Source organism: Desulfotruncus arcticus DSM 17038, assembly GCF_900113335.1.
Lineage (GTDB): Bacteria > Bacillota > Desulfotomaculia > Desulfotomaculales > Desulfallaceae > Desulfotruncus > Desulfotruncus arcticus.
Genome location: NZ_FOOX01000006.1, coordinates 195,953 through 218,401 on the forward strand (window position 1 = coordinate 195,953; position 22,449 = coordinate 218,401).

Here is a 22,449-nt window from a genome sequence, read left to right on the forward strand (position 1 = left end):
TTTCGCCTTTTCCCATGCGTTCATGTATTCGCGCCTCCAACCATGTATTAAAATCCTATCAATATCAGCTCAGACACAATTGCCCGCCCCGGCTGTTTTGCAGCAGGCTTTGGGTAAATGTGTGCCTGGGGAGGGCAAGCACCCTGCCGGTAGGCCCTTCCTCCACGATACATCCCGCCTGCATAACCGCTATGCGGTCGCTGGCCTTTCTGGCCAGAGCCAAATCGTGGGTGATCAGCAGGATGGCAAGCCCCTTCTTTTCCTGCAAATTGAGCAGTAGTTTAATAATTTTGGCCTGCACACTGGCATCCAGGGCTGAAGTCGGCTCGTCGGCAACCAGAACCCTGGGCTTCATTACCAGCGCCCGGGCAATGGACACCCTTTGGTTTTCCCCGCCGCTTAAATGATGGGGGTATTTATTAAGAAAATTGTCATCAGACGGGAGTTCCACATCCTCCAGCGCCTCCTTGACCAGGGCCAGCTTTTCTTCTTCGCTGCCCAGACGGTGGATATCCAGCGGTTCCTTTACCGCTTGAAAAACATTCATCCGGTGGCTGATTGATTCTCTCGGGTTTTGAAAAACCATTTGCACCTGGCGGTGAAATATGGCGTCCCTGGCGCTGACTTTGGCCAGGTCGTAAAATATTTCTCCCGCATCAGCTTTAAGCAAGCCCAATACCGTTTTGGCCAGGGTGGTTTTCCCCGAGCCGCTTTCTCCGACCAGGGCCAGTGTTTCTCCCTCATAAAGTGTTAACTGCACCTCATCAATGGCCTTAAAGGAGCCGAAAGTCTTACTTAGTTTTTTTACTTCCAGCACGGGGATAATACCACCCCGGTGGCAGGCAATCATTCCCCGGCCGTTGTCAACCAACTCCGGTGCTTCCAGGGCGCAAATATCTATCCGCTGCGTGCAGCGCGGGTGAAACGGACATCCGCCAACATTATGCGCCATTCTGCCGGGGATGCCCTGTAAATCCTTGGTAGTATCCATGCCGGGATAAGAGCGCAACAATCCCCGGGTATAGGGATGGCGCGGGTTGGTCAGCAATTCTTCACTGGGACCCGTTTCGATTATGCGGCCCCCGTACAAAACCGCCACCTGATTTGACAGCTGAGCGGCTACCGCCAGGTCATGGGTTATCAGCAAAACGATTTTATCTCCGGCAATTTCATTTAATAACTGCACGATTTCATTTTTGGTAAACGCGTCCAGCGAGGCGGTGGGTTCGTCCAGGATCAGCACCTCCGGGTCGTTAACCAGCGCCATGGCGATTAATGCCCGCTGTCTCTCCCCGCCGCTTAACTGGTGGGGATACCTGGCCGCCCTGTCACCGTCCATTTTGACCAGCGCCAGTATTTCCGCGACCTTGGCCGGAGCCGTATGTTTATCGCCGGTCCCATGCACCAACACTGCCTCCGTTATCTGATCCTGAATAGTATACAAGGGATGCAGCGTATTTTCCACGTTTTGAAACACCATGGACAGTTTTAAGCCTCTCAGGCGCCTACGCTCTTCTTCGCTCATAGCAAGCAAGTCCCGGTCATGGAAAAGCACCGCGCCGCAGCAACTGCCCTCCACCAACCCCATGACGCTTAATCCCAAAGTGGTTTTACCGGCGCCGGATTCTCCGATCAGGGAGAGAAACTGCCCTTGTTCTAACTTTAAATTAATGTTCTTTAATACCTGCGTTCCATTATAGGCTACACTTAGTCCTTTAATCTCCAGCATGGTGTACCTCTTTTCTTAAACGTGGATTCATCACGGTTTCCAGCGCGGTTCCGGTAAAGGTAAATCCCATGATCATCAATGAAAGGGCGAAGCCGGGCGGCAACAGCCACCACTTCCAGACATCAAGATAAGTAAATTGCAATGCGTTCTGCATCATTTTCCCCCAGCTAATCAAAGCCGGATCAGAAATTCCCAGGAAGGAAAGCCCGGCTTCCATAAAAACCGCCCGCCGGGCGAACTGGATAATAATTGCGGTAAGCACGGGGCCCATCTCCGGCACCAGGTGACGTTTCAGCACATATATCCAGCCGCCGCCAAAACTGCGTGCGGCCGCCACATGCATACTTTCTTTTAAAGCAAGGGTTTGCGACCTGACAATTCTTGCCCCCGATGGCCAGAGAAAAACCGAGATAATGATGATCAGCAATAACAGATTGGGCTTAAGATAAGCCGCGACAAGGATGACCACAATTACCGGCGGAATCACCAGCAGCGCGTCGACCAGCCTCATTAGCACCCGGTCATAAATACCTCCCAGCAAGGCGGCGCTTCCGCCTATCAGCAAGCTGAATAATACCGCCAGTACGGCCGCCCCGCTGCCGGTCAGCAAGGAGCTGCGCGCGCCGTAAAGAAGCTGCGTCCACACATCCTGGCCCACGTCATTGGTTCCCAGCCAGTGCCGGGCGGACGGCGGCTGAAAAATCAACCCGGTATAGTCTTCCGGGCGATAGTGGGTCATAAGCGGCGCCAAAAGGGCCAGGGCCAACAAACATAACAGAATGGCCAGCCCGGTGCGGCCCATAAAATCACTTTTTACTTCTTGAAAAAAGTTAATATGCATAAGCGATCCTCGGGTCAAGACGGGTATATACAATATCCACCAGTAAATTGACTAACAAAACAGTAACGGTCAGCACCAGTAATATTCCCTGCAGCAGGGGGTAATCCCGGGTCAGAAGAGCATTGTACAGCAATGATCCCACCCCGGGGTAAGAGAAAACAATTTCTATGAACAACGCGCGCGTCACCATGTGGGGCAGTTGCATGCCTGTGGCGGTAATCACCGGCAGCAGTGAGTTTTTACCCACATGCCGGTACCTGATGACCTTGTCGGGGCACCCCTTGGCCCTGGCGGTAAATATAAATGGCTCGCCCAGGGAGATGACCATAGCGTTTCTGGTTAAAAGAAAGGGATCTGCAATCCTGACCATGGCCAGCGCCGTCAGCGGCAGTGCCAGGTGTCTGAGCAAATCGGTCAAAAATGTGAGCCCGCCGTACCCGGCATACGGCGTAACAGCCCCGGCCAGAGGCACCAGCCCCAGCACCACACCGAAAAAAAGCAGCAGCAAAATACCGACGAAAAAGTCGGGAAAGCCGCTGGCAAACATCAACGAGCCAAGAAGCGCGCGATCCAGCGGTCGACCCCGCCTGTAACCGGATTCTATGCCCAGAGCAACCCCCACCAGGGTGGAAATTATAATCGCCAGGCCCACCAGTAAAACGGTCCAGGGCAGTGAACCAAGGATGACAGCCATAACCGGAGCGTTATAATAATAGGAGTAGCCCAGGTCGCCCCTTACCAGAGAACTGATATAAACCCAAAACTGCTGGCTGGTTGACTGGTCCAGGGCAAACCGGCTAACCAGCTCCGCCTTGAGTTCCGGTGTCATGGCAATAAAAGCTTCATCTCCGTATATCGCCAGCAGCGGGTCTCCCGGCATCAGCCTGGGTAAAATAAAATTAAGGCTCAAGATCAGAACAAGCGCGATTAGATAGTTAATTATCGAGGTCTGGTTTTTCATTTGACAAAAGGCATTTTATTCAGCGGTATCGGCACGCCAAGCCCGACACCACGCACGGTGTAATAAAGATTAACCTGTCCGTCATGGGCCCAGTAGTAGGTGTTATAATAAAGCGGCAGGGCCGGCATTTCCTCTGCATATAATTCCTGCGCCTGATTCAGATACTCCTGGCGTTTTCCGGCGTCCATGACGGAAATTTGATTTTTCAACGCAGCCACCAGTTCTTTATTTTGCTGATACCTAGCGCTATTAAAGCCCTGACCGATAATGACGCTGTTTAACTGGGCCGGGTCGCCACCCAATCCACCGTGACCGCTCAATACCAGATCAAATTTCCATTCCAAAACCCTGCTATCAAGGGTTTTAGCTTCAATGCCCTGCAGATCGACTTTAACACCAACTTTTTCCAATTGCGCCTTAATTAACTCACCCTCACGCTCTCCAACATTTCCACTGCCTCCGGCACCAAATAACAGCTCCAGTTCCAGAGGCTGACCGTCCTTTTCAAAATAACTTCCCTGCTTGACGTAACCTAATTTTGTCAATATTTCTTCCGCAGTAGCTGGCTCATAGGGATAGGCGCCGTCCAGCTTGCTGTTATACCACTGGCTGTCCTGCGGCAACAACCCCGGGCTGGCAGGCACACCGTAACCCCTTTGACAGGTATCCACCAGAGCCTGGCGGTCTATGGCATAGGCCAGCGCCTGGCGAAATTCTTCATTGGACAAAGGTTCCTTTTGGTGATTCATTACCAGTTTGGCCACCCAATCGTGGGCTCCCGGCAGCAGTTTAAAGCCTTCTTTTTCCAGTGCGCCGCTTAAATCAGGCGGCACACTGGCAGCGTTGACCTGTTTTTGCCGCAAAGCAGCCGCCACTGCCTCATTGCCGATTTTTACAAACCTAATTTCAGCAACCTTGGGTTTTCCCTGGTAGTAATTGTCGTAGCGTTTGTATAAATAGGTTCCCTGGGTTTTATTGTAATCCTCCAGCATAAATGGACCTGTTCCGATACAGGCTTCCTTTTGCTGGAACTGTTCCGGAGATTCTAAATCTTTGTAGATATGCTTCGGCAGTATGGGCAGAGTTGCTCCCACATACTCAAGAAATGGGGCATACGGTTTGTCCAGATACATCTTCACCGTATAGTCGCCCTGGGCTTCGACGCTTTTGACAATGCTGGTGTCAACCCACTGGTAAGGATGTTCCCTGGTATAGTTAACGGTAAAAACCACATCTTTAGCGGTGAATTTTTCACCGTCATGCCAGGTAACATTATTATTAAGCTCAAAGGTGTAAGAGTTTTCATTTTCATTATATTCCCAACTGTTGGCCAGCGCCGGTATGTAATCCTGATCGTCTTTCCATACCAGAGTGTCGAAAACGAAGCTCATTCTAATATACCCCGGTCCCCTGGCATAGTGCCCGTAAGGTGAGGGAAAACCCCAGTCGCCGGTGGCATCCGCCACGGTATAGAGCAGATCACTGCCGCCGGCTGTTTCAGTGGAAGGCTTCTCCCCAGCTTGCTCCCGGGCGCAGCCGGCAAGGGCAAGAAGCAGCAATGCTATAGTGATGGCCAGTAAACATTTTCGCACCTAAAATCCCCCTCGCTATTTGAATGTTTATATAACGAAAACATAATCTCAGGTATATCCTTTATGTTTTACTTACCCTCACCTCCAAAAAAGCAAAAAACCACCAAAGCCGACACCCCCCGTTTTTCGGGGCATAACGAACCTTCGTGGTCTTATTGAGATACTTATAGTCAATACTAAATTACAATGGCCTTCGTAGCCATCATTTTTTTAAAATTAAAATAATTATACAATATGTTATTTTTACATTCAACAATTAAATCAAACAATTACTGACATCTAATAATTATTGACATATATTTGTAAATGATGTAACATGATTTACAACTTAACTAAAAAGAATTATGGCTAACCATTGTAAAAAGCGCCACGAAGGTGCGTTACCCTGCTAAAAGGGAATGCTTGTCGTGGCTTTTTTTATTGCATGGAGACTGGAACACACATAAAAATAAAACTTTCTTGCGAGGAGTGGTAGTATGTGCATGGAAAAAACCCCCTGGGAAAAGTCAGTTGAATTCCACGGACACTCTTGCCCGGGTTTGGCAGTGGGTTACCGCGTGGCAGGCTTAGCGCTTAGAAAATTAAATGAATACCGCGCTGCTGATGAGGAATTGATAGCCATTGTGGAAAATGACGCTTGCGGCGTGGATGCCATTATGCTGCTGACGGGGTGCACTCTGGGCAAAGGCAATTTGATTTACCGGGATCACGGCAAGCAGGTTTATACTTTTGGCAGCCGTAACAGTAACAGGGCGCTTAGAATATCGGTAAATGGTGCGGTTTTACACAGGCAGGACCCGGTCGCTGCCGGACTGCGCAAGAAAGTTTTCGGAGGCACCGCCACAGCTGAAGAAACCAAGAAGTACTACGATTATCAAGCTTCCAGAACTGATCAGATACTGAATATGCCGGAGGAAGATTTTTGCGTAGCGGAGGAAATTGCTTTTAAGATGCCTGATAAAGCCCGGATTTTCAATTCCGTGCAGTGCGGCTCCTGCGGTGAATATGTTATGGAGTCCCGTGCCAGGGTGAAAGACGGTCAGCCCGTTTGTATTCCCTGCTCTGATAACTATAGCCGTGGTTGGTGAGCCAGAACACACCCAAATTGATTTACATTAAACCGAAAACCAGAAAGGGGAACCCGGTGTGGTTCCCCCTTTCTACGATCCTTTCTACGATGATAGTTCTAAATTGTTTGCCATTTTGCATAAATCACCCGATTATCGCTTTAGTCCGGACTATTGTTGCTTTTACTGATAAACATTTCTTTATAATCAGCGTACCTGCCCGCATAAACCGGCCGGGTAAACCGTATTCCCTTCTCTCCGAGCATGGCGGACAGCGGCTCGGCCCGTTCATAATCCATTTCTCCCGCTTCATTGAAAAAGTCATCGTTTCCTTCCAGATGCACTACCCGTCCAATAATCAGAGCATATTTTTCCCGGGTGATCTCTTCTAATAGCTTGCATTCCGCCCAGGCCAGGCATCCTTCAACCCCCGGTGCTTTTACCATACTCGAATGACGCGGTTTTAAATCAGCCTGTTCAAATTCATCAACTTCAGGTGCAAAATTTTTAGAACAACTCATCACTGCTTCAGCCATCCGGGCCGGGGGTATATTGATAACAAACTCCCTGGTTTGTCGGATATTATATAATGTGTCCCGCTTGATCCATGAAGCCAGGATTACATCCTCCAAGGGGCGCAGAATTGGTGTAACATTGGACCAAGGAGCAATATTGCGCACTCCATCCGCTGATAATGTGGATATTAAAACCACTGGCAGCGGTAATATTTGTTCCCTTTGACGTGGTTTTAACAGCACCGCAAACCATCCCCTCATAATCTTTTTACCAATCAGCGTCTAATTACAGTGCGGTAAAGGTCTATTCACCATTTTCTACAACTCCGAGGCGCACCAGCGGGTCAACACCTGCCGCCTGCAGTGCCTCAAGTTCACTGGCGCTGCTGATTTTAAACTGTTTGATGGTCGAAACCATGATTTCAGGGCGGTCAACGTAGTCCATCATAGACAGGGCGGTTTTAATTTTAACAAAAGGACCGGTCATATTGCTCGTCCCCGCCAATTCGTTGGCCTTATCGAAGTCAAACCCCAGCACCAGCCCGTCGCCGGTAGCGGTTTGCTCGTTCCAGCGGATGAACAACCCGGCTACGTTTTTAGCGCTTCCCGGCAGCATTGCCAGTTGATCGCCGGTCAGTGCTTTGACGTACATGCCTTTTTTACCTACAGTCGCATCAAGTATGACCTGAAAAGCATCATCTTTGCACCAGGATGGGCAGGCGATAATCTTATATGATTGTCCGGCCTGTAATGGTAAATGTTTATCCAGGTACTTGATAATTAAATAACCACTGTTTACACCGGGGCAGATATGATTATGAAATTGAGCCGCCCGCAGAAAATCATAGGTGCAATTGGGGTTAGACCATATTTGGGCAATGCCGATGAGGCTGAACTCATTCCCGCCAAATACTTTACTGCTTATTTTAGCGTTCCAGGCTTCGTTATTTGTCAGCAAACCGTTTAGTTCAATGTTTTCCTCGGCTATAACGGTGAATATTTTTTCACTGGCAAGAGTTTCTAAATCAGTAGGGTATTTGTTCAGTACGGTATTGTTTGCCTCCAGGTACAGCATCTCATTGGTAGCTTTATTAAAGAACGCGAACCACAAAGGCATGTTTTTAGCTCGCTGTACTAACAGCAGATTGCTGTTGCCTATGGTGCAGCCGCTTACAGCCGCTAAACCGTCAACGCATTTCTCCGTTGTTTGCCCGCCAATAACGGCACAACCGGCATTGGTCATGGCCAGCACGTTTTCATCGCCTTTATTAAAGTGCAGTTTTTCCATGGCTAAAGCCGAAGCCTTGGCGCCCAGCGCATGTTGGACAGTTATATTTTTGGTGCCGGTATAAGCCTCAATGTCATCCGTTATTCCCGCGGCCCAAACAGTTCCCGGGATAAAAATCAACAGCAGCATTACCGCCAGGACGGTCCTTGTTTTTCTCATTTTACTACACGCCCTTTCTAATGGATTCATACAGTACAACAGATTACCACCTACTTACAGACTAATACTTGCCCGTGAATGCGAATCGTTTTTCAACCACCTCCCGCTCATCACTACAAAAAAAGCCACGAAGTCTTTCCCCTGCTTTCGAGAGGTTTAATAAGCTTCGTGGCATTATTAATAACATATTGAATTTTTTTCATAACTGTTTGTCGGACAAACAGCTTTGCAAGTTATCTTAACACTTTATGATTGAATTGTCTATACACAATTGTCTAGGCTTTTAATATCTTCCAGAGCAACAACCGATTACTTGCATTCCTTGCGTGCAATGATTAAACCAGATAATTGTTGACAAATATTCATTAATGATGTAACATAACTTAACAATCAAATTATAGAAGATTTAAGCGCCACGAAGGTGTGTTTCCCTATAATAACAGGAAATGCGTTTCGTGGCTTTATATTTGGCGGCTTAATTGTTGCGCACAACGGGACATACAGGAGATTAATAAACTCAACTGAAAAGTTGTTATGACCACAAGCCGCAAAAGTTATTTAAAGTTATTAGCTTAAAAGTATGCCATGAAGGTACATTGTCTTGCCGAAGCAGATATTACCAGCATGGCATTTTTAATTAGTCACGAGGCCTTGGCATAGCCTCTGACCTCCAAAAATTTGCTGCCGGTTTTGACATGCACCGGACAGCAAAAATTCTCCTTTCGACCAGCGGCGCAGCGGGTTTACTGCCTTTCCCCTAAAACGGCCCCGCGCGCCGGGGTCTTCTTTTTTGAAACAAATAGGTAAATTATTGCGGATAACAAGCCAAAAGAGTAAAAAATGAAAAATATCAGGTATTGCATTTTGTTTGCATATTTTCATCATGATTTTTTCCTGTACCAATATCTATAAGCTTCCGTAAATCCTAATTTATCATATAGTTTTTCAGCAGGCAGATTACCTACAACCACCTGCAAATATGCCGTATTAACACCCTTATTAGCAGCAGTATTTAAAATGCCGTCAATAATATCCTGACCATATCCCTTACCTCTGTAGTTCTTATCAACTACAATGTCAAATATCCCCACATGACATCTCTCGATTACACCTAAACCACAACCTATTATATTTTCTTCGATTTTCTTGCTTACATATATTACTTCCCCCACAATGTTATCCATTATTTGTTTTGCGCTCAATTGATCCCTTGTGTTTGCAATGTTTGAACACTTGACAAAACCATCAAACCAATCATTGTTAAGATTTTTCTCAATACATACATCTTCAGGTTTCCTGCGACTATATCGGCTCATTTTTAAAACCCGGACAGAAGTCTCATCAAGCTTTGCATAGCCTTTTTTCTTCAAATTACTATCAATATCTTTCGGGAAACTACCCAGTGTCAACTTAAAAACCACCGGTAGATTTTGGCGCATATATTTTGTTTCGCAGCATGCTATCTTTTGATCAAGCGGAATTGTAGAGTTATACAGCGGGTTGATAGAATTGGCCCTTTTGGTGTAACCATCAGCGAATCTCAACACCCAACCATCATACAAATTTGTTTGAAAAGCCGGCCATGCATTCATGGATAATTCTTCAATTGTTTTTATCACTGTTTATTCCTCACTTAATTTATAACCTTCACCAATTTGCTTTTAACCTAAGTTAGTTGTATTTTATGCCAAGGCAAGCAAGAAGAAAAGTAAGACGCTAAATATTTCCACTAAATTAATAAATCTCTTTTAAAGAATTCTATTTATGGTATATAATAACAATAAGGATAAGCATTTGAAAAGAGGTAACCGGCATGAGCATTGAGCGTGTGAAAATGAAATACGAGGAAGAGTTGCTGCAATTGCCCAATGTCACGGGTATAGGTATTGGGGAGAAGGCGGGAAAAAAGGTCATTAAGATCCTTGTAACACACAAGCTGCCGGAGTCCGCTTTAAGGCCAAGGGATATTATCCCGAAAATGTTAGATGGATACAAAACCGATGTTTATGAAATAGGCGTTGTGAGAATGCAAACCCTAAATAATCAATAGACTAATAACGAAGGAGGCTGACTTATGTATAAAGATGAAACCAAAATGTTGTTGAAAGCGGAGGAACTTGCTGATGTGCAAAAGGCACACAGTAATGTTGTCGGAGAATTTCTGGAGCCCCAAAGGCGACCTGCCAATGTCGTCGGTATGGGAGTTGGAGTTAAGTGGAAGAGCGGCCGGCCCACGGGTGAGCCGGCTCTGGTTGTGCTGGTGACCCATAAGGTGCCCAAGGACCAGTTGAGCGAATCTGACCTGGTGCCGTTAAAATTGCAGGACATGCAAACCGATGTCCTCGCCATCGGATACCCTTTCGCCGGTGGGAGCGAGCCGCCGGAGACCGGCACGCGAACTCTTGCCGGGCGTGTCCGTCCGGCCAAAGGCGGCTACAGCGTGGGCCATTATAAAATCACAGCGGGAACTCTCGGCACCTGTGTTTACGACATCCTGCCGGAGGACTCCAACAGCCCGTCCGGACAGGGGATCGGCGTCCCCTCCAAATACTACATTCTCAGCAACAATCACGTGCTGGCCAACAGCAACGACGCCTCTATAGGTGATCCCATTCTCCAGCCGGGCCCGTACGACGGAGGAGTTGACCCGGCAGACAGAATCGCCGCTTTGAGCCGCTTTATCCCCATCACCTTTTACCCGCCGGTTCCCCGGGAACAGCATAACAACCTTGTGGACGCGGCCATTGCTGAAGGGCAGTTCCACGACCTGGACAGGGAAATATATTGGATTGGTCACGTGCGGGGCTGGCGCAAGAAAGCCGATGTAAATGTGGGAACATTGATAAAAAAGACCGGACGCACCACGAATTTCACCACCGGCAGGATTACGGCGGTCAACGCCACGGTAGATGTCGGTTACGGGGATGGAAAGGTGGCACGGTTTAAAGATCAGATTGTGACCACCGGTTTCTCAGACGGCGGTGACTCCGGCTCGCTGGTAACTACCTTGGACAACGTTGCGGTGGGTCTGCTGTTTGCCGGCTCCTCAAGCGCGACTATTCTCAATCAAATTGAAAATGTACGTTCATTATTAAGGGTAGAGGTGGCCGAACAGATCCTTTAATGATTCGCCAAACAAAAAACGCTGCGTCCATGTCGTAAGGCGGGCGGGTACCAATAGCTCAAAATTCCCGGCATAATCCGGGAATTTTTTAACATTTCGATACGCTTGTCCGTCAAAATACTGATGAAATCGGCAGCAGGCATATTAAGGCACTTTTCCTGTATCACATGGAAATCTTTGATTGTTTTGTCCCTAAATTCCCTGTTCATCTGTTCGGACAACTGAAATATTTCCGGTAATTCCGGCATCCGTATCACCACTCCCCATATTGATATCAAGGTTCAGATTACTCCCGGCAAGCTATCTCTACCGGCTTGTTATCAACCTGCGCGTAACAGTACAGACACCCGGAGGCACAGCGCATGCTGTACCAGCCGATGTCGACACTTTCGGTACAGTTGCAAAGCCCGCGCTGTCCGGCGGCTTTTTTATCGCTGCATGGCTCGCCCTCCGGGTGCAGCCTCTGCAGCAGCGGACCATCAATACAACTGGAGCCCGCGAAACCGGGTACGGCGCAGGTATACAGACGGCCACCGTCCTTGGCGACACATTCCGACAAGTGCCTAACGATATCGACCCTCCTGCTCTGTGGTAGAGTTATTATTTCGTAACCGTGCCGGGCAAGCCGTCGTTTTACCTTGGGGTACTCTTCCATGAATGATGTGGTGAAAGTGGTTATCCCCAGATCCATCGCTTGCTCGATAATATTGTGGGCCACCGCAACGTTGCTGATGATTCTGTCGCCCCGGCGCAAGGCCACCAGCGGGTCTACCCGCACCCGAACCCGGTCCGGATTACCCAAAAAATCAACCAGACCGGCTAAATCCCGCAGGGTTTCCCGCCATCCCGGCACGTTTGGTTCTAACGGACTGCCCCCCAGACCGGTAATGGTGACCTGGGCGTAAACCTGCCCGTACATCTCCAATACCCCGGCGTAAGGCCCGTTATAAATACAGCCCGGAAATTTAGTCCAGCAAACCACTGTATGCACTTTTTCCGGCGGGTATTTGTTACGCAGCACGGGTATTAATTCTTCCGCAAACCAGCGCATATCGGTACGCCGGGACATGCTGATCACTTTCTTCACGCCAAACCCCTCATTTTAAATTTGACACCGCAAGCAACTCTTTAATAGGCACGGCCAGACCGCATATCTTCTCCTTGTCGTCCACTTCCCTTTGATAACGGGCAAAAACCACCCCCACTACTTCGCCGTTCTTGTCAAATACAGGGCTGCCGCTGTTGCCGGGGTAAACCGGAGCGTCTATGCTGAAAACCGGCTCGGGATTGTCCCTGACCCGCACGTACCGATCAATTTTACCCTCTACCACCACGTTATTCAGGCCGAGCGGGTTGCCCACCATTCTGATCCTGTCTCCCACAGAGGGTATGGCACCGGCGTTGACAGGCACCACCGGCAGGTTTTCCGCCTGCAGCTTAATTATCGCCAGGTCAAATTCCGGCTCGGATGCCCAGCTTTCAGCCCGGTAAATCTTACCGCCGGGGAAAGTAATGGTCATATTAAGGGCTTCGTTGATAACATGATGGTTGGTCACGATCAGTCCCTCCGGCCTGATATTAAATCCAGTGCCCGACTTGCTCTCCACAGCAATTGTTGAGCCCTGACGGCGCGATACCACATCGATTTGCACCACCGCCGCCTGCAATCGCCGGGTGTCAATATCTTTCTGCAATTGTATTGACCTGCCCACCAGTTCCGCCAGCGGGAATTGCAGCACAGGCCAAGAAGCAGCCAGGGCCACACCTAAAAATGCCAGCACGGTTACCAGGGCTATAAAGCGCAGCAGGGTCGATTTGGGTGGTCGCTTATTTGCGGAGCCATCGTGCTCGGCATACTCTTCCTGATTTTTCAAGTACGCTAAATCATAAACATCAGGGTAATCTTTACCGCGATCATCCTCGTATCCTTCCTCCAGATACTCGTCATAGTCATCCAGATATTCATCATTTTTTTCTTTGTAAAAACCGGCATTATTTTGCTCATCGTAGCCCGCTCCATGTTGCCCCTGTTCCCGTTTTTTTCCTGGTTTACCGGGACACTCGCCCCTGTCACCCGTACCGGCAATTTGGTTTTTTTCATGTTTACCGTCATCTCGCATGATTCAGTCTCCCGTTAACTTGCTTTAATAATATGGTTGGCTAAAACCACGGCTTTTACCTTTATTATTTATATGTTTCAACCTTACCAATTTACCCGGAGGACATTATGAGAGCGGCCGGAGCAGATCAAGCAGGAGGGGGCGGTAAGCATCAGATATTAGCGCTCTTTCCATAATCCGATTTTAGCGTTGCTAAAAGGATGAACTCCAAGAGGCCATTTAGTTCTCCCGTACCGTGGTTTTATATCCAGCCATTTCCCGTTCTCTTTGTTTTCCGGCCCTGCGCCGTTTACCCCATTCCACAAAACGTACAATGCCGACGCTAAATTCATACAGAAGATATATCGGTGCGGCCATCATCAGCGGGGTAAGGATATCGGGAGACGGAATCAGCACCGCGCCGGTGACTACCGAAAAACAAATCGCCAGCTTCCGTTTCTTCACCAGATATTTATGGCTCAACAGGTCCAGTTTCGCCAAAAAGTAAACCCCCAGCGGCAATTCAAAGATAATCCCGAAGGGCAGCAGGAACATAATTGTAAACGAGATGTAATTTCCTATAGTTAGCATTGGGATTAGTTCGTTACCGCCGAAATGCAGCAAAAACTTTACGGCCACGCGAAACACTGCGTAAAAGCCCAACAGCACCCCGCTGATAAAGAAAATATAGGATATAACAACAAAGATGGTAAAATAGATTTTTTCCACCTTGCGCAGGGCTGGCAGGATGAACTTCCAGAATTGCCAGAGGATAACCGGCAAAGCGGTGAGAAAACCCAGAAAAAAAGAAACTTTGATCTTGGTCATCAGAGCCTCAACAATACCAATGTAAACAACATCGTTACCGGTACTGGAAATCGGTTCCAGCAATATCCGTAAAACTTGATCGCTGATAACCCAGCAAATTATGGCCATGATGAACGTGGCCATAATGGAAATGAGCAAGACCCGGCGTAATTCTTCCAAATGCTCCATCATAGTCATATCTTTGTTTTTGCCGGCCACCTACCTGTTACACCCCCTTGGACAGGAATCTATGCAGACTATGAATATCCCGCCGGTTGTATCCCTCTTGCAGGGCTAATTTATCAAGATCAACGGTAGCGATATCTTCACAAAACAGATCGACTTCTCCACAGATACGTTCGTCGATGGTTTTTAGATAACTCTTACATCGCTCGCATAAATAGACTCGATACCGACCCAGAGTTTCAAAAGAAATAAATGAAAGAGTGCCGGGAGCCTGATTACCACAAAATGGACAACCAACTCTGTAGTATAACCATTCGGTTTCGCAAAGGCCGCAGTATAGATGTCTTTGACCAATATCTCCGGCCAGTTTGGCCATCACCGGCTCATCTCCACAAACGGGACAATAGCCATGCAGCCACTTATCCGGTTTAAACTGGCGCATTACATTTTTACTGAAAAGAGTAAGAAATGGTTTTAACGTAGATTTCATTAATAAATCAAACACTTCGATAGAAATCCCCAATTTTTTTGACCATTGGGTTCTCTGAACACCCTGGATCGCTGATTTTAACAATTCAACACGATCTTTTTCAGATAAATTTTTAATGTTTTTAATCAAAGATTCAGGAACCGCCTGTGGAACGGGCTGCCTTCTCAGGCAAGCCCAAGCCACTTCTAAAAACCGCTTATAAAAACAATTTTGGCCAATTAAAGGCGACACGATGGTCAACACAGGATGTCCCCTATACCACTGCTCAACTTGCTTTGGCGCTAACCGCACCGGCCAATTCGGAGCGGAAACACATTCCTCCGATTCCAGGATCGCGAGATGGAAATTAGCTAGATTTTTAACATCCATTATATTAAACTCCTAAATTTAATTAATCGACGCCTGGTGATTATGGTGCTTTTCCAAAATTCCAAAATTCTCCACGATAAACATATAGGCCAACACGCCAATGGATACCAGTCCGATACTTATCACCCATTCCATCACCGAGGGGAAATAGTTACCGCCCAGGGAATCGGACATACCGGTAAATACCACGTTCATCCGGTTCAGGATCACCCCGAAGACGGTAAAAGTACCAAAGGCAACCAGTCCTTTTCTGGTTGAACTCAAGCTGCTGAAGCAGATAATAATCGGAATAATCACCCCGACAACGATTTCCAGCAAAAACATGTTCCCTTCCATCGTACCGGAAAATATCCATTTAAACGCATCACGGTAGATCAAATCCCCAATTTTCAGAGCCAGATAGATGACCATCATCGTTCCGGATATTTTTATCAGTCCCCGCATTACGGACAATGGTATTTTATGGTCATATGCCTTTCCAGCCAGAGATGTTTCCACGCTGATCATGGCCGGCCCCACAAAGAAGGAAGACATCAGGAAGAACGGGGGCAGCAGCATGGACCACCACAGCGGGTGAAGTTTGCCAACTTCGATAACATACAGTCCGCCCAGGGAGGACTGATGCAACGTCGGCAATAATACCCCGATAATCAACAAAACCGGCATGATCTTTTTAATTTTACAATGCCATGTCTTCATAACCTTTTCCGTAGCGATTTCGCTGAATTCAAGGACCTGTACGAGGGTATACAAGGACACACACCAGAAAACTTCAAACAACACGCTGTGGTAGCCCCAGGACACAAAGGGACGCCAGAAGTTGAACCATCGGCCGATATCCAGAAACAACCCGCCCATGACCAGCAGGTATCCCAGCAATGATGTAAGCATGGCGCTGCGGGCAATGGATTGAAACTGGTCCCGGTGCAAGATGTGTACAATCAAAGCGGTGCTGTATCCGCCCCCGGCCAAAGCCACACCGGTAAGCACATCAAAACCAATCCAAAGGCCCCAGGGCCACTGATCATTTAAGTTTGTAGCGTTTCCCAGCCCAAAAGCCAGCCTGTAGCCTATAACAAGCAGGCAAATCGCGGCCAAACCAATTAACACCTTCCTGACCGGCGTTATTTTAAAGGTCCATTTTTTCGCCGCCATGCTATAACCTCCTCCGGTAAAGATTTTAAACAGAATCTACAAACCAGGTTTCTGATCATGTTGTTCCCTGGATATTTCATTCCGGCGTTTGGTGTATAAATACATCCCGGTTAAAAGCGCGCCCCAGCTAAGTGCCACTACCGGAGTCAGTTTCATGTAGCTCTCGCTGTATTCAGGCAGCGGCCTGGTGGTCACATCGGTCCTGAAATCGAAAATTTGGAAAGGAACATCTGAAATATATAACCAGGATGTGCCGCCGGCTTCCTTTTCGCCATAAACGTGTTTTACATATTTCGAATCGCTGTTGATTTTCGCCCAGGCTTGTACCAACAGTTCACTTCGCTCGCCATATTGCAGGGCCCCCGTGGGGCAAGCGGATACACAGGCCGGTTTCATACCGTGGCGTATGCGATCGTATTTACCGCTGGGGTCCAAGCAAAACTGACATTTAGAAATTAAGGGGAAGGTCTTTTCCCACTCATATTTGGGCACTGTGAAGGGGCAGGCCAGCATGCAGTAACGGCAGCCCACGCACAGGTGCGGGTAATAAACCACCGGACCTTCGGGGCTTTTTTGCAGTGCTCTGGCAAAACAGGCCGAAACGCAGGCCGGCTCCAGACAGTGGAAGCATTGATGCTTGGCGAAACGGTACTTTACTTCGTCTCCATTTTCCACAGTCCTGAATCTTACATGGGTCCAGGTATAGCCGGAACCGTCGGAAGGGTTGCCCAAGTCATTACTGAAAGATGTTTTGGCTGCCGGCAGGTCATTCCACTGTTTGCAAGCTACCTGGCAGCCTTTACAACCGATGCATTTACTTATGTCAACCAATACGGCTTTTGACATTTTTATATACCCCCATTTAGCTCATCCGGTGTTTAGGCTTTGCGCACATTACAAAGGAATGCTTTATATTCAGGTATGTGAGTGTTTGGATCACCGACGCTGGGGGTCAGGTCATTAGCCGTCGCTCCCGGAGCCAAACCCTGATATCCCCAATGCCAGGGCATACCCACCATTTCAACGGCTTTTCCGTCAATGTTGAGCGCTTTCATCAGCGGCTGAACGGATGCTTTGCATTTCACCTTATTGCGGGCAGTCTCGACCCAGATCTCGCCCCCGCCTTTAACACCGATTTTTTCAGCCAATTGAGGCGAGATCATGGCGAAGGCTTCCGGAGCAGCTTCAACCAGCCACGGGCAGTTACGGGTAACGGCGCCGCTTTGGTAATGTTCAATAACCCGGTAAGTGGTCATCACATAGGGGAACTTTTTGCTGTACATATCAGCGACAGTGGCAAATTCGCCGGAGAACCGGGCTGCCAGGGGCGAGTTCTGCTGCTTGGACATGATATTTTTGACCGGGCTTTCAACAGGCTCATAGTGTTCGGGCAGGGGGCCGTCCTTCAACCCCGGTGCGAACAACCTGGCCTGTCCCTCCGGATTCATAATAAAAGGCGCGTCGGCCGTTATTTCCGGTGGTACGGGCTCGCCGGTTTGGGGATTTTGCGCGCCGAAGTCCGGCACGTCATTGGTGATCCACTTACTGCCGTCCCAGGCCACCAGAGCGGCTTTTTCATTCCACGGCCTGCCGCCGGGATCGCAGGAGCAACGGTTATAAACAATGCGCCGGTTTAACGGCCAGGCAAAAGACCACTGCGGGTACAGGCCAAGGCCCGTCTGATCGGTCTTAATGCGGCGTTTGGTCGCAGGCAGCTTGGCATCCTTGTCCTCCGCCCAGTACCCTGTGTAAATCCATAATCCGCAGGCCGTGCTGCCGTCATCGGCCAGCTTGGCAAAACTGGCCAGGGGAGCAGATTTGCCCACCTCGTAACCATTGATTTCCAAGGCCACCTGATCCAGATTGGGTTCTTCTTCACCTGGTTGGTCATAATTCCAAACCAGATTCATGATCGGATCGGTAAATTTACCGCCGTTTTGGTATTCGTGGCGGATGGCCTTAAACAAGCGGTCGGCTATCCACAGGTCGCTTTTGGCTTCACCCGGCGGCTCAACGGCCTTCCAGCGAAACTGGATCCAGCGCCCGCTGTTGGCTACCGTGCCTTCTTTCTCATAAGAAAAAGCTGCAGGTAAAAAGAATACTTCAGTATTAATGGCTTTGGGGTCGGCGCCGGGACGCTTCCAAAAGGCGGCTGTTTCGGTTTCAAACAGATCCACCGCCACCAGCCAGTCTAAATTCTCCAGCGCCTTCCTTTCCATGGAGGCGCTCGGCCCTCCTACGGCCGGATTCTGGCCCCAGGCCAACATCCCCTTGATCTTGCCAGCGGCCATCATTTCAAAAAGACCCATGTGAGAGCGGTTTTTGCCGTCATGCTTGGGCAGCCAGTCATAGCGAAAATCATTTTCCCGGGTCGCCTCGCCACCATACCAAGCCTTCAGCATGCTGATCAGAAACTTGGGTTTATTGGACCAGTAACCCGTCTTGGGAGTTTCCTTATCGATATAATCTTTTAATGCGTCATGCTTGGAAGCAAAGGGAACGCTAAGATATCCGGGAAGGTTATCATGCAGCATCCCCATGTCGGTAGAACCCTGCACATTGGATTCTCCCCTTTGGGCGTTAACGCCGCCGCCGGCAATGCCAATGTTGCCCAGAAGTAACTGAAGCATGGCAGTGGTTCGCACATTCTGGGTGCCGTAAGTATGTTGAGTAATGCCCATGGCGTAGATCAGGTTACCGGCTTGATCAGGCTTGCCGGTAGAGCCATAGAGTTCGCACGCTTTCTTGAAGGAATCTTCGGATGTGCCGGTGATGCGGCACACGGTTTTAATATCGTAACGGCTGACATGCTTCTTTAAAATTTGAAATACGCAATTCGAATGCTGTAAAGTAAGGTCCTTTTTGATGGCATCTCCATCTTTTTGGTACTGCCAGCTCCGGTTATCGTAGCTGAATGTACCGTCTTTTTCCGTGGCGCCGCTGAAAAGGCCGTCTTCAAAGCCAAAAGACTGGTCAATCAGATAACTGGCGTTGGTGTAGTTCAGTATATATTCTTTAAAGTACAGATTATTTTCGAGAACATAATTAATAATGCCGTATAGAAAAGCAATGTCAGTGCCGGGGCGCAGCCGGACATGAATGTCCGACAGGGCGGCAGTCTTCGTAACCCTGGGGTCGGCAACAATAACCCTGGCCCCTTTTTCAGACCTGGCCCTGGCAATCCAGCGCATAACTTGGGGATGGTTTTCCGCCGGGTTGGCCCCGATAATCAGAAACACGTTTGTATTTTTATAATCAACAAAATGATTGGTCATCACACCTCTGCCGAAAGAGTTGGCCAGACCGGCCACTGTGGAAGAGTGTCAGAGGCGGGCATGGTGCTCGATGTTTACCAGGCCTGCAGCACGCATCATTTTTTGCATGATGTAGTTCTCCTCGTTATCCAAGGAGGCGCTGCCAAAATGAGCGATGGCCAGGGTACGGTTCACCGTTACGCCGTGGTTATCTTTTTCTTCAAAACTTTCATCCCTTGTCTTTTTAAACCGCCGGGCGATGGTTTTTAACGTCCATTCCCAATCTTTTTCTTCCCATTTGCTGCTTCCGGGGGCGCGGTAAAGAGGCTTGGTGATCCGGTTCGGGTTTGGTTCCCGGATGCCCCTTTTCTTAACCACCACATTGGCGTCGCTGATCCCGATTCCCTTGGAACAGAGCGTGCCTTCATTGATCGGGTGGTCAGGGTCTCCTTCAACGTGAACCAGCTTACCGTGGCTTGTGTAAAGCAAAATACCACAACCGCAACCACAATAGGCGCAGACACTGGGTGTCTCTGTTAATTTCCTGATTTTTAGGGGTAAGTTACCGCCTGAAATCCTTTTGCTTTGCTCGGTGGCATTGGCGGTACCGACGCCGGCGAACAGGGTCAGACCGGCGGTACCGAGCCCCACATTTCTCAAAAAATCACGTCTGCTAATCTTCTTCATTAAATAACGTTAAACCCCCTCAGATTACATAGTCCCCTCCGACTATACGACATCCAAACTCATTTATTACTTTGTTTGAGTTGTTTCCTGAGTCGGTACTACCTGCGGTTTCTTATCTTCTTCCTCTTCCATGGCGGATGAAGTGGCCCTTCTGAATTCTCTTAACGAGTTACCCATGGCTTTTCCGACATCGGGTAATTTGCCCGGCCCAAAAATAATGAGCACTACAACCAGGATTAAAACCAGGTGAGTCGGTTGAAAAATACCGCTGAACATAGTCCATGCTCCTTTCATATTACTTAATCGGGTTCAATTGTATGAACAGTTTAAATACTTAGGCAACTTGACCCGGAACCCCCCTCATCCCGGGATATCACCCCCCTTTATTAATTAACCGGATCAAAATCGTTTCCAAAATAACACCCGACCCGGCTAAAATAACATTAAATAAATCAATGGAGCCACAGAGAGCCGTTCCTGCCATTTTACATAACACCCCTTTGGCTCACAAGAAAGTGTAAATAATTAAAATAAAATTAATAAAAAACATTAATTTAATAAAAAACATTTAAGAAAATCAATTGTTTAAAATACAATGTCAATTAAAAAAAGAACACCTGAACGGTGTTCTTTTTTTGGTATATACTTGGGCCTTAAATGATAAATACTTGCACGGCTATAATACGCCAGTTTATCCTGGCTGAGCAAGAAAGGTACGCTTAATTTCAGTTCCCCTGGCTCACGCCTTTCAGTTTTCTCTTGTAAATTTTTACCGGACGGCCTACAGACCCGTATCTCAAGTCCAGTTCAAGGTAACCTTGATCAACCAGAAAATCCAGGTAGCGCATAGCCGTAACTCTGGTCACTTTAATCTGTTCCGATACTTCTTCCGCCGTAAAATAGGCGTCTTCATGGGCTCGGAAGTTGATCACCTGGTTTAATGTTACCTGATTCAGCCCTTTTGGCAGCATGCTCTGCTGGTATTTATCGGACTGATAACCCTCCACCGGTACCGGCCCATCAGAGGAAGGAGGCGTCTCAACAGCCAGCGGTGATTTTTTATCCATAACCGGGGATATTTCACTTTTGCCGGCAGCCTTCTGGACGTATGGCGTTAAAATTTGCTGCCTCAAATCGGAGAAATTCTTCACCATTTGATTAAACGCTTTTACCAATTCCCTGATCTCAGAGGGTCCGGACGCTGTAACAGGGTTGACACTCTGCATAGGACGGGCGGAGATCTGCTGGGTATCCCGGGTTAATTCCCTCAAAGGACGGACAATTTTTAATTCAACGTAGAACCGGATGGCCACCGAAAACAGAACAATCAGACACACAATGACAAAACTCAGGTTCTTTAATGTGCCGTAAAGCAACTGTCTATAAAATTCATGGGGAGCGCCTACATAAATCATGCCGATAATGTTGCTGTTGCCGTCGCGGATGGGTTTATAGGCAGCCTGATAGATCTCCCCAACAACATCGGCCTCCCCCGTATACACACCTCCGTTCCTTAGTACCACCTGTTTTACCACATCGGATGCGGCAGTACCAATGGCACGCTGACCGCCCACAGCCCGTACCGTTGTGGCGACCCGCTTATCTACCAGAAAAATTGTACATGTATCCCCGGTTAACCGGCTGATATAGTCAACAATTTCATCATTTTCATTAATGCGCGTATTCCCCTTATACAAGATGTTGCCGTCCACATGCCACTGCCCGGGATATTTTAAGTCCAAAATCGCCTCAAAAGTATTCAGATCGCTTTTTGCCTTTTCAACCGCGGCGACCACGGCCTTGTCCCGAATCTGCCAGACCATGGCTGTCACCAGGGCGATAGTAAGGATGACCATAAAACCGATTAACAGTAATGATAGCTGACGGCGAATAGAATTCATCGATTTTTTTCCCACCAATATTTTTATCTTCGATTAATTCAAATTAATTCAATTTTTTATTTAATTAATCCTCCTAAATACCGACGGGTTTTTTAGTGCCGTGTTTAATATCCGCTTTAATATTGGGGACACCATCGAAGACCGGCTGATCAGCCGCCGTCCATTCCAAGCGGTCAAATAAAACACTCAAAGATATTATTTTTGAACATATAGTTATATCAGCAT

20 protein-coding genes are annotated in these 22,449 nt (G+C 48.1%); 3 read left to right on the forward strand and 17 right to left on the reverse strand.

The genetic code is table 11. From position 1 onward, the window contains the following. Positions 1-64 precede the first annotated feature (64 nt). From BM056_RS10210 to BM056_RS10225, 4 genes are read right to left on the reverse strand one after another with little or no spacing between them, the layout of a single operon-like run. Positions 65-1,729, reverse strand: coding sequence for an ABC transporter ATP-binding protein (locus BM056_RS10210; protein WP_092471304.1), 1,665 nt, complete (start codon positions 1,727-1,729; stop codon positions 65-67). Further along, entirely contained in the window at positions 1,716-2,570 is an 855-nt protein-coding gene (locus tag BM056_RS10215) for an ABC transporter permease (protein WP_092471305.1), read from the reverse strand. Before BM056_RS10215 ends, BM056_RS10210 begins: the two co-directional genes overlap by 14 nt. Further along, positions 2,560-3,531 carry an ABC transporter permease gene (locus BM056_RS10220; protein ID WP_092471306.1) on the reverse strand — a complete coding sequence of 324 codons (972 nt, stop codon included), beginning with the start codon at positions 3,529-3,531 and terminating at the stop codon, positions 2,560-2,562. The genes BM056_RS10215 and BM056_RS10220 overlap by 11 nt, the downstream gene beginning before the upstream one ends. Then, positions 3,528-5,123, reverse strand: coding sequence for an ABC transporter substrate-binding protein (locus tag BM056_RS10225; protein ID WP_092471307.1), 1,596 nt, complete (start codon positions 5,121-5,123; stop codon positions 3,528-3,530). The genes BM056_RS10220 and BM056_RS10225 overlap by 4 nt, the downstream gene beginning before the upstream one ends. Before the next feature lie 476 nt (positions 5,124-5,599). On the opposite strand from BM056_RS10225, the gene BM056_RS10230 reads away from it, so the two are divergent. Then, on the forward strand, positions 5,600-6,211 hold the full coding sequence (locus BM056_RS10230; RefSeq protein WP_092471308.1) for an FmdE family protein: 612 nt from the start codon (positions 5,600-5,602) through the stop codon (positions 6,209-6,211). Positions 6,212-6,351: 140 nt separating this feature from the next. On the opposite strand, the gene BM056_RS10235 is transcribed toward BM056_RS10230, so the two are convergent. The 3 genes from BM056_RS10235 to BM056_RS10250 form a co-directional block, all read right to left on the reverse strand. After that, complete coding sequence (locus tag BM056_RS10235) at positions 6,352-6,948, reverse strand: flavin reductase family protein (protein ID WP_092471309.1); 597 nt, start codon at positions 6,946-6,948, stop codon at positions 6,352-6,354. 61 nt (positions 6,949-7,009) lie between these two features. Further along, positions 7,010-8,152: an FmdE family protein gene (locus BM056_RS10240; protein ID WP_165613459.1), complete on the reverse strand. Its 1,143-nt coding sequence runs from the start codon at positions 8,150-8,152 to the stop codon at positions 7,010-7,012. A gap of 881 nt (positions 8,153-9,033) precedes the next feature. After that, the gene (locus BM056_RS10250) at positions 9,034-9,771 is read right to left on the reverse strand and encodes a GNAT family N-acetyltransferase (protein ID WP_092471312.1); all 738 of its coding nucleotides are present in this window, start codon (positions 9,769-9,771) and stop codon (positions 9,034-9,036) included. Between the two features lie 194 nt (positions 9,772-9,965). On the opposite strand from BM056_RS10250, the gene BM056_RS10255 reads away from it, so the two are divergent. Continuing rightward, the gene (locus BM056_RS10255) at positions 9,966-10,202 is read left to right on the forward strand and encodes a hypothetical protein (RefSeq protein ID WP_092471313.1); all 237 of its coding nucleotides are present in this window, start codon (positions 9,966-9,968) and stop codon (positions 10,200-10,202) included. 24 nt (positions 10,203-10,226) lie between these two features. Further along, positions 10,227-11,276, forward strand: coding sequence for a trypsin-like peptidase domain-containing protein (locus BM056_RS10260; protein ID WP_092471314.1), 1,050 nt, complete (start codon positions 10,227-10,229; stop codon positions 11,274-11,276). Here the strand turns inward: BM056_RS10260 and BM056_RS26530 are convergent. From BM056_RS26530 to BM056_RS10310, 10 genes are all read right to left on the reverse strand, one after another. Then, positions 11,273-11,524 carry a DNA-formamidopyrimidine glycosylase family protein gene (locus tag BM056_RS26530; protein ID WP_174549948.1) on the reverse strand — a complete coding sequence of 84 codons (252 nt, stop codon included), beginning with the start codon at positions 11,522-11,524 and terminating at the stop codon, positions 11,273-11,275. The two genes, BM056_RS10260 and BM056_RS26530, sit on opposite strands and share 4 nt — an antisense overlap. A 38-nt stretch (positions 11,525-11,562) precedes the next feature. Then, the gene (locus BM056_RS10270) at positions 11,563-12,363 is read right to left on the reverse strand and encodes a DUF1848 family protein (RefSeq protein ID WP_238456401.1); all 801 of its coding nucleotides are present in this window, start codon (positions 12,361-12,363) and stop codon (positions 11,563-11,565) included. 10 nt (positions 12,364-12,373) lie between these two features. Continuing rightward, positions 12,374-13,396, reverse strand: a complete 1,023-nt coding sequence (locus tag BM056_RS10275) for a S1C family serine protease (protein ID WP_092471315.1) — start codon at positions 13,394-13,396, stop codon at positions 12,374-12,376. Between the two features lie 219 nt (positions 13,397-13,615). Further along, entirely contained in the window at positions 13,616-14,401 is a 786-nt protein-coding gene (tatC, locus tag BM056_RS10280; protein ID WP_238456402.1) for a twin-arginine translocase subunit TatC, read from the reverse strand. A 7-nt stretch (positions 14,402-14,408) separates the two neighbouring features. Then, positions 14,409-15,227: a formate dehydrogenase accessory protein FdhE gene (locus BM056_RS10285; protein ID WP_092471316.1), complete on the reverse strand. Its 819-nt coding sequence runs from the start codon at positions 15,225-15,227 to the stop codon at positions 14,409-14,411. 18 nt (positions 15,228-15,245) lie between these two features. Continuing rightward, entirely contained in the window at positions 15,246-16,382 is a 1,137-nt protein-coding gene (nrfD, locus tag BM056_RS10290; RefSeq protein WP_092471317.1) for an NrfD/PsrC family molybdoenzyme membrane anchor subunit, read from the reverse strand. A 36-nt stretch (positions 16,383-16,418) separates the two neighbouring features. Continuing rightward, the gene (locus BM056_RS10295) at positions 16,419-17,228 is read right to left on the reverse strand and encodes a 4Fe-4S dicluster domain-containing protein (protein WP_092471318.1); all 810 of its coding nucleotides are present in this window, start codon (positions 17,226-17,228) and stop codon (positions 16,419-16,421) included. A gap of 32 nt (positions 17,229-17,260) precedes the next feature. Beyond that, complete coding sequence (fdnG, locus tag BM056_RS10300; protein ID WP_092471319.1) at positions 17,261-20,323, reverse strand: formate dehydrogenase-N subunit alpha; 3,063 nt, start codon at positions 20,321-20,323, stop codon at positions 17,261-17,263. A gap of 66 nt (positions 20,324-20,389) precedes the next feature. Then, a complete protein-coding gene (gene tatA, locus BM056_RS10305; RefSeq protein WP_092471320.1) occupies positions 20,390-20,599 on the reverse strand; it encodes a twin-arginine translocase TatA/TatE family subunit in 210 nt (69 codons plus the stop codon). A gap of 449 nt (positions 20,600-21,048) precedes the next feature. Beyond that, the gene (locus BM056_RS10310) at positions 21,049-22,224 is read right to left on the reverse strand and encodes a cache domain-containing protein (protein ID WP_092471321.1); all 1,176 of its coding nucleotides are present in this window, start codon (positions 22,222-22,224) and stop codon (positions 21,049-21,051) included. Between the last annotated feature and the right edge of the window lie 225 nt (positions 22,225-22,449).

What these genes read in the sequence shown, in the direction of transcription:
- BM056_RS10210 (WP_092471304.1), bottom strand. Translation starts at nt 1,729, where the DNA reads ATGCTGGAGATTAAAGGACTAAGTGTAGCCTATAATGGAACGCAGGTA.
- BM056_RS10215 (WP_092471305.1), bottom strand. Translation starts at nt 2,570, where the DNA reads ATGCATATTAACTTTTTTCAAGAAGTAAAAAGTGATTTTATGGGCCGC.
- BM056_RS10220 (WP_092471306.1), bottom strand. Translation starts at nt 3,531, where the DNA reads ATGAAAAACCAGACCTCGATAATTAACTATCTAATCGCGCTTGTTCTG.
- BM056_RS10230 (WP_092471308.1), top strand. Translation starts at nt 5,600, where the DNA reads ATGTGCATGGAAAAAACCCCCTGGGAAAAGTCAGTTGAATTCCACGGA.
- BM056_RS10240 (WP_165613459.1), bottom strand. Translation starts at nt 8,152, where the DNA reads ATGAGAAAAACAAGGACCGTCCTGGCGGTAATGCTGCTGTTGATTTTT.
- BM056_RS10255 (WP_092471313.1), top strand. Translation starts at nt 9,966, where the DNA reads ATGAGCATTGAGCGTGTGAAAATGAAATACGAGGAAGAGTTGCTGCAA.
- BM056_RS10260 (WP_092471314.1), top strand. Translation starts at nt 10,227, where the DNA reads ATGTATAAAGATGAAACCAAAATGTTGTTGAAAGCGGAGGAACTTGCT.
- BM056_RS26530 (WP_174549948.1), bottom strand. Translation starts at nt 11,524, where the DNA reads ATGCCGGAATTACCGGAAATATTTCAGTTGTCCGAACAGATGAACAGG.
- BM056_RS10275 (WP_092471315.1), bottom strand. Translation starts at nt 13,396, where the DNA reads ATGCGAGATGACGGTAAACATGAAAAAAACCAAATTGCCGGTACGGGT.
- BM056_RS10285 (WP_092471316.1), bottom strand. Translation starts at nt 15,227, where the DNA reads ATGGATGTTAAAAATCTAGCTAATTTCCATCTCGCGATCCTGGAATCG.
- nrfD (WP_092471317.1), bottom strand. Translation starts at nt 16,382, where the DNA reads ATGGCGGCGAAAAAATGGACCTTTAAAATAACGCCGGTCAGGAAGGTG.
- BM056_RS10295 (WP_092471318.1), bottom strand. Translation starts at nt 17,228, where the DNA reads ATGTCAAAAGCCGTATTGGTTGACATAAGTAAATGCATCGGTTGTAAA.
- tatA (WP_092471320.1), bottom strand. Translation starts at nt 20,599, where the DNA reads ATGTTCAGCGGTATTTTTCAACCGACTCACCTGGTTTTAATCCTGGTT.
- BM056_RS10310 (WP_092471321.1), bottom strand. Translation starts at nt 22,224, where the DNA reads ATGAATTCTATTCGCCGTCAGCTATCATTACTGTTAATCGGTTTTATG.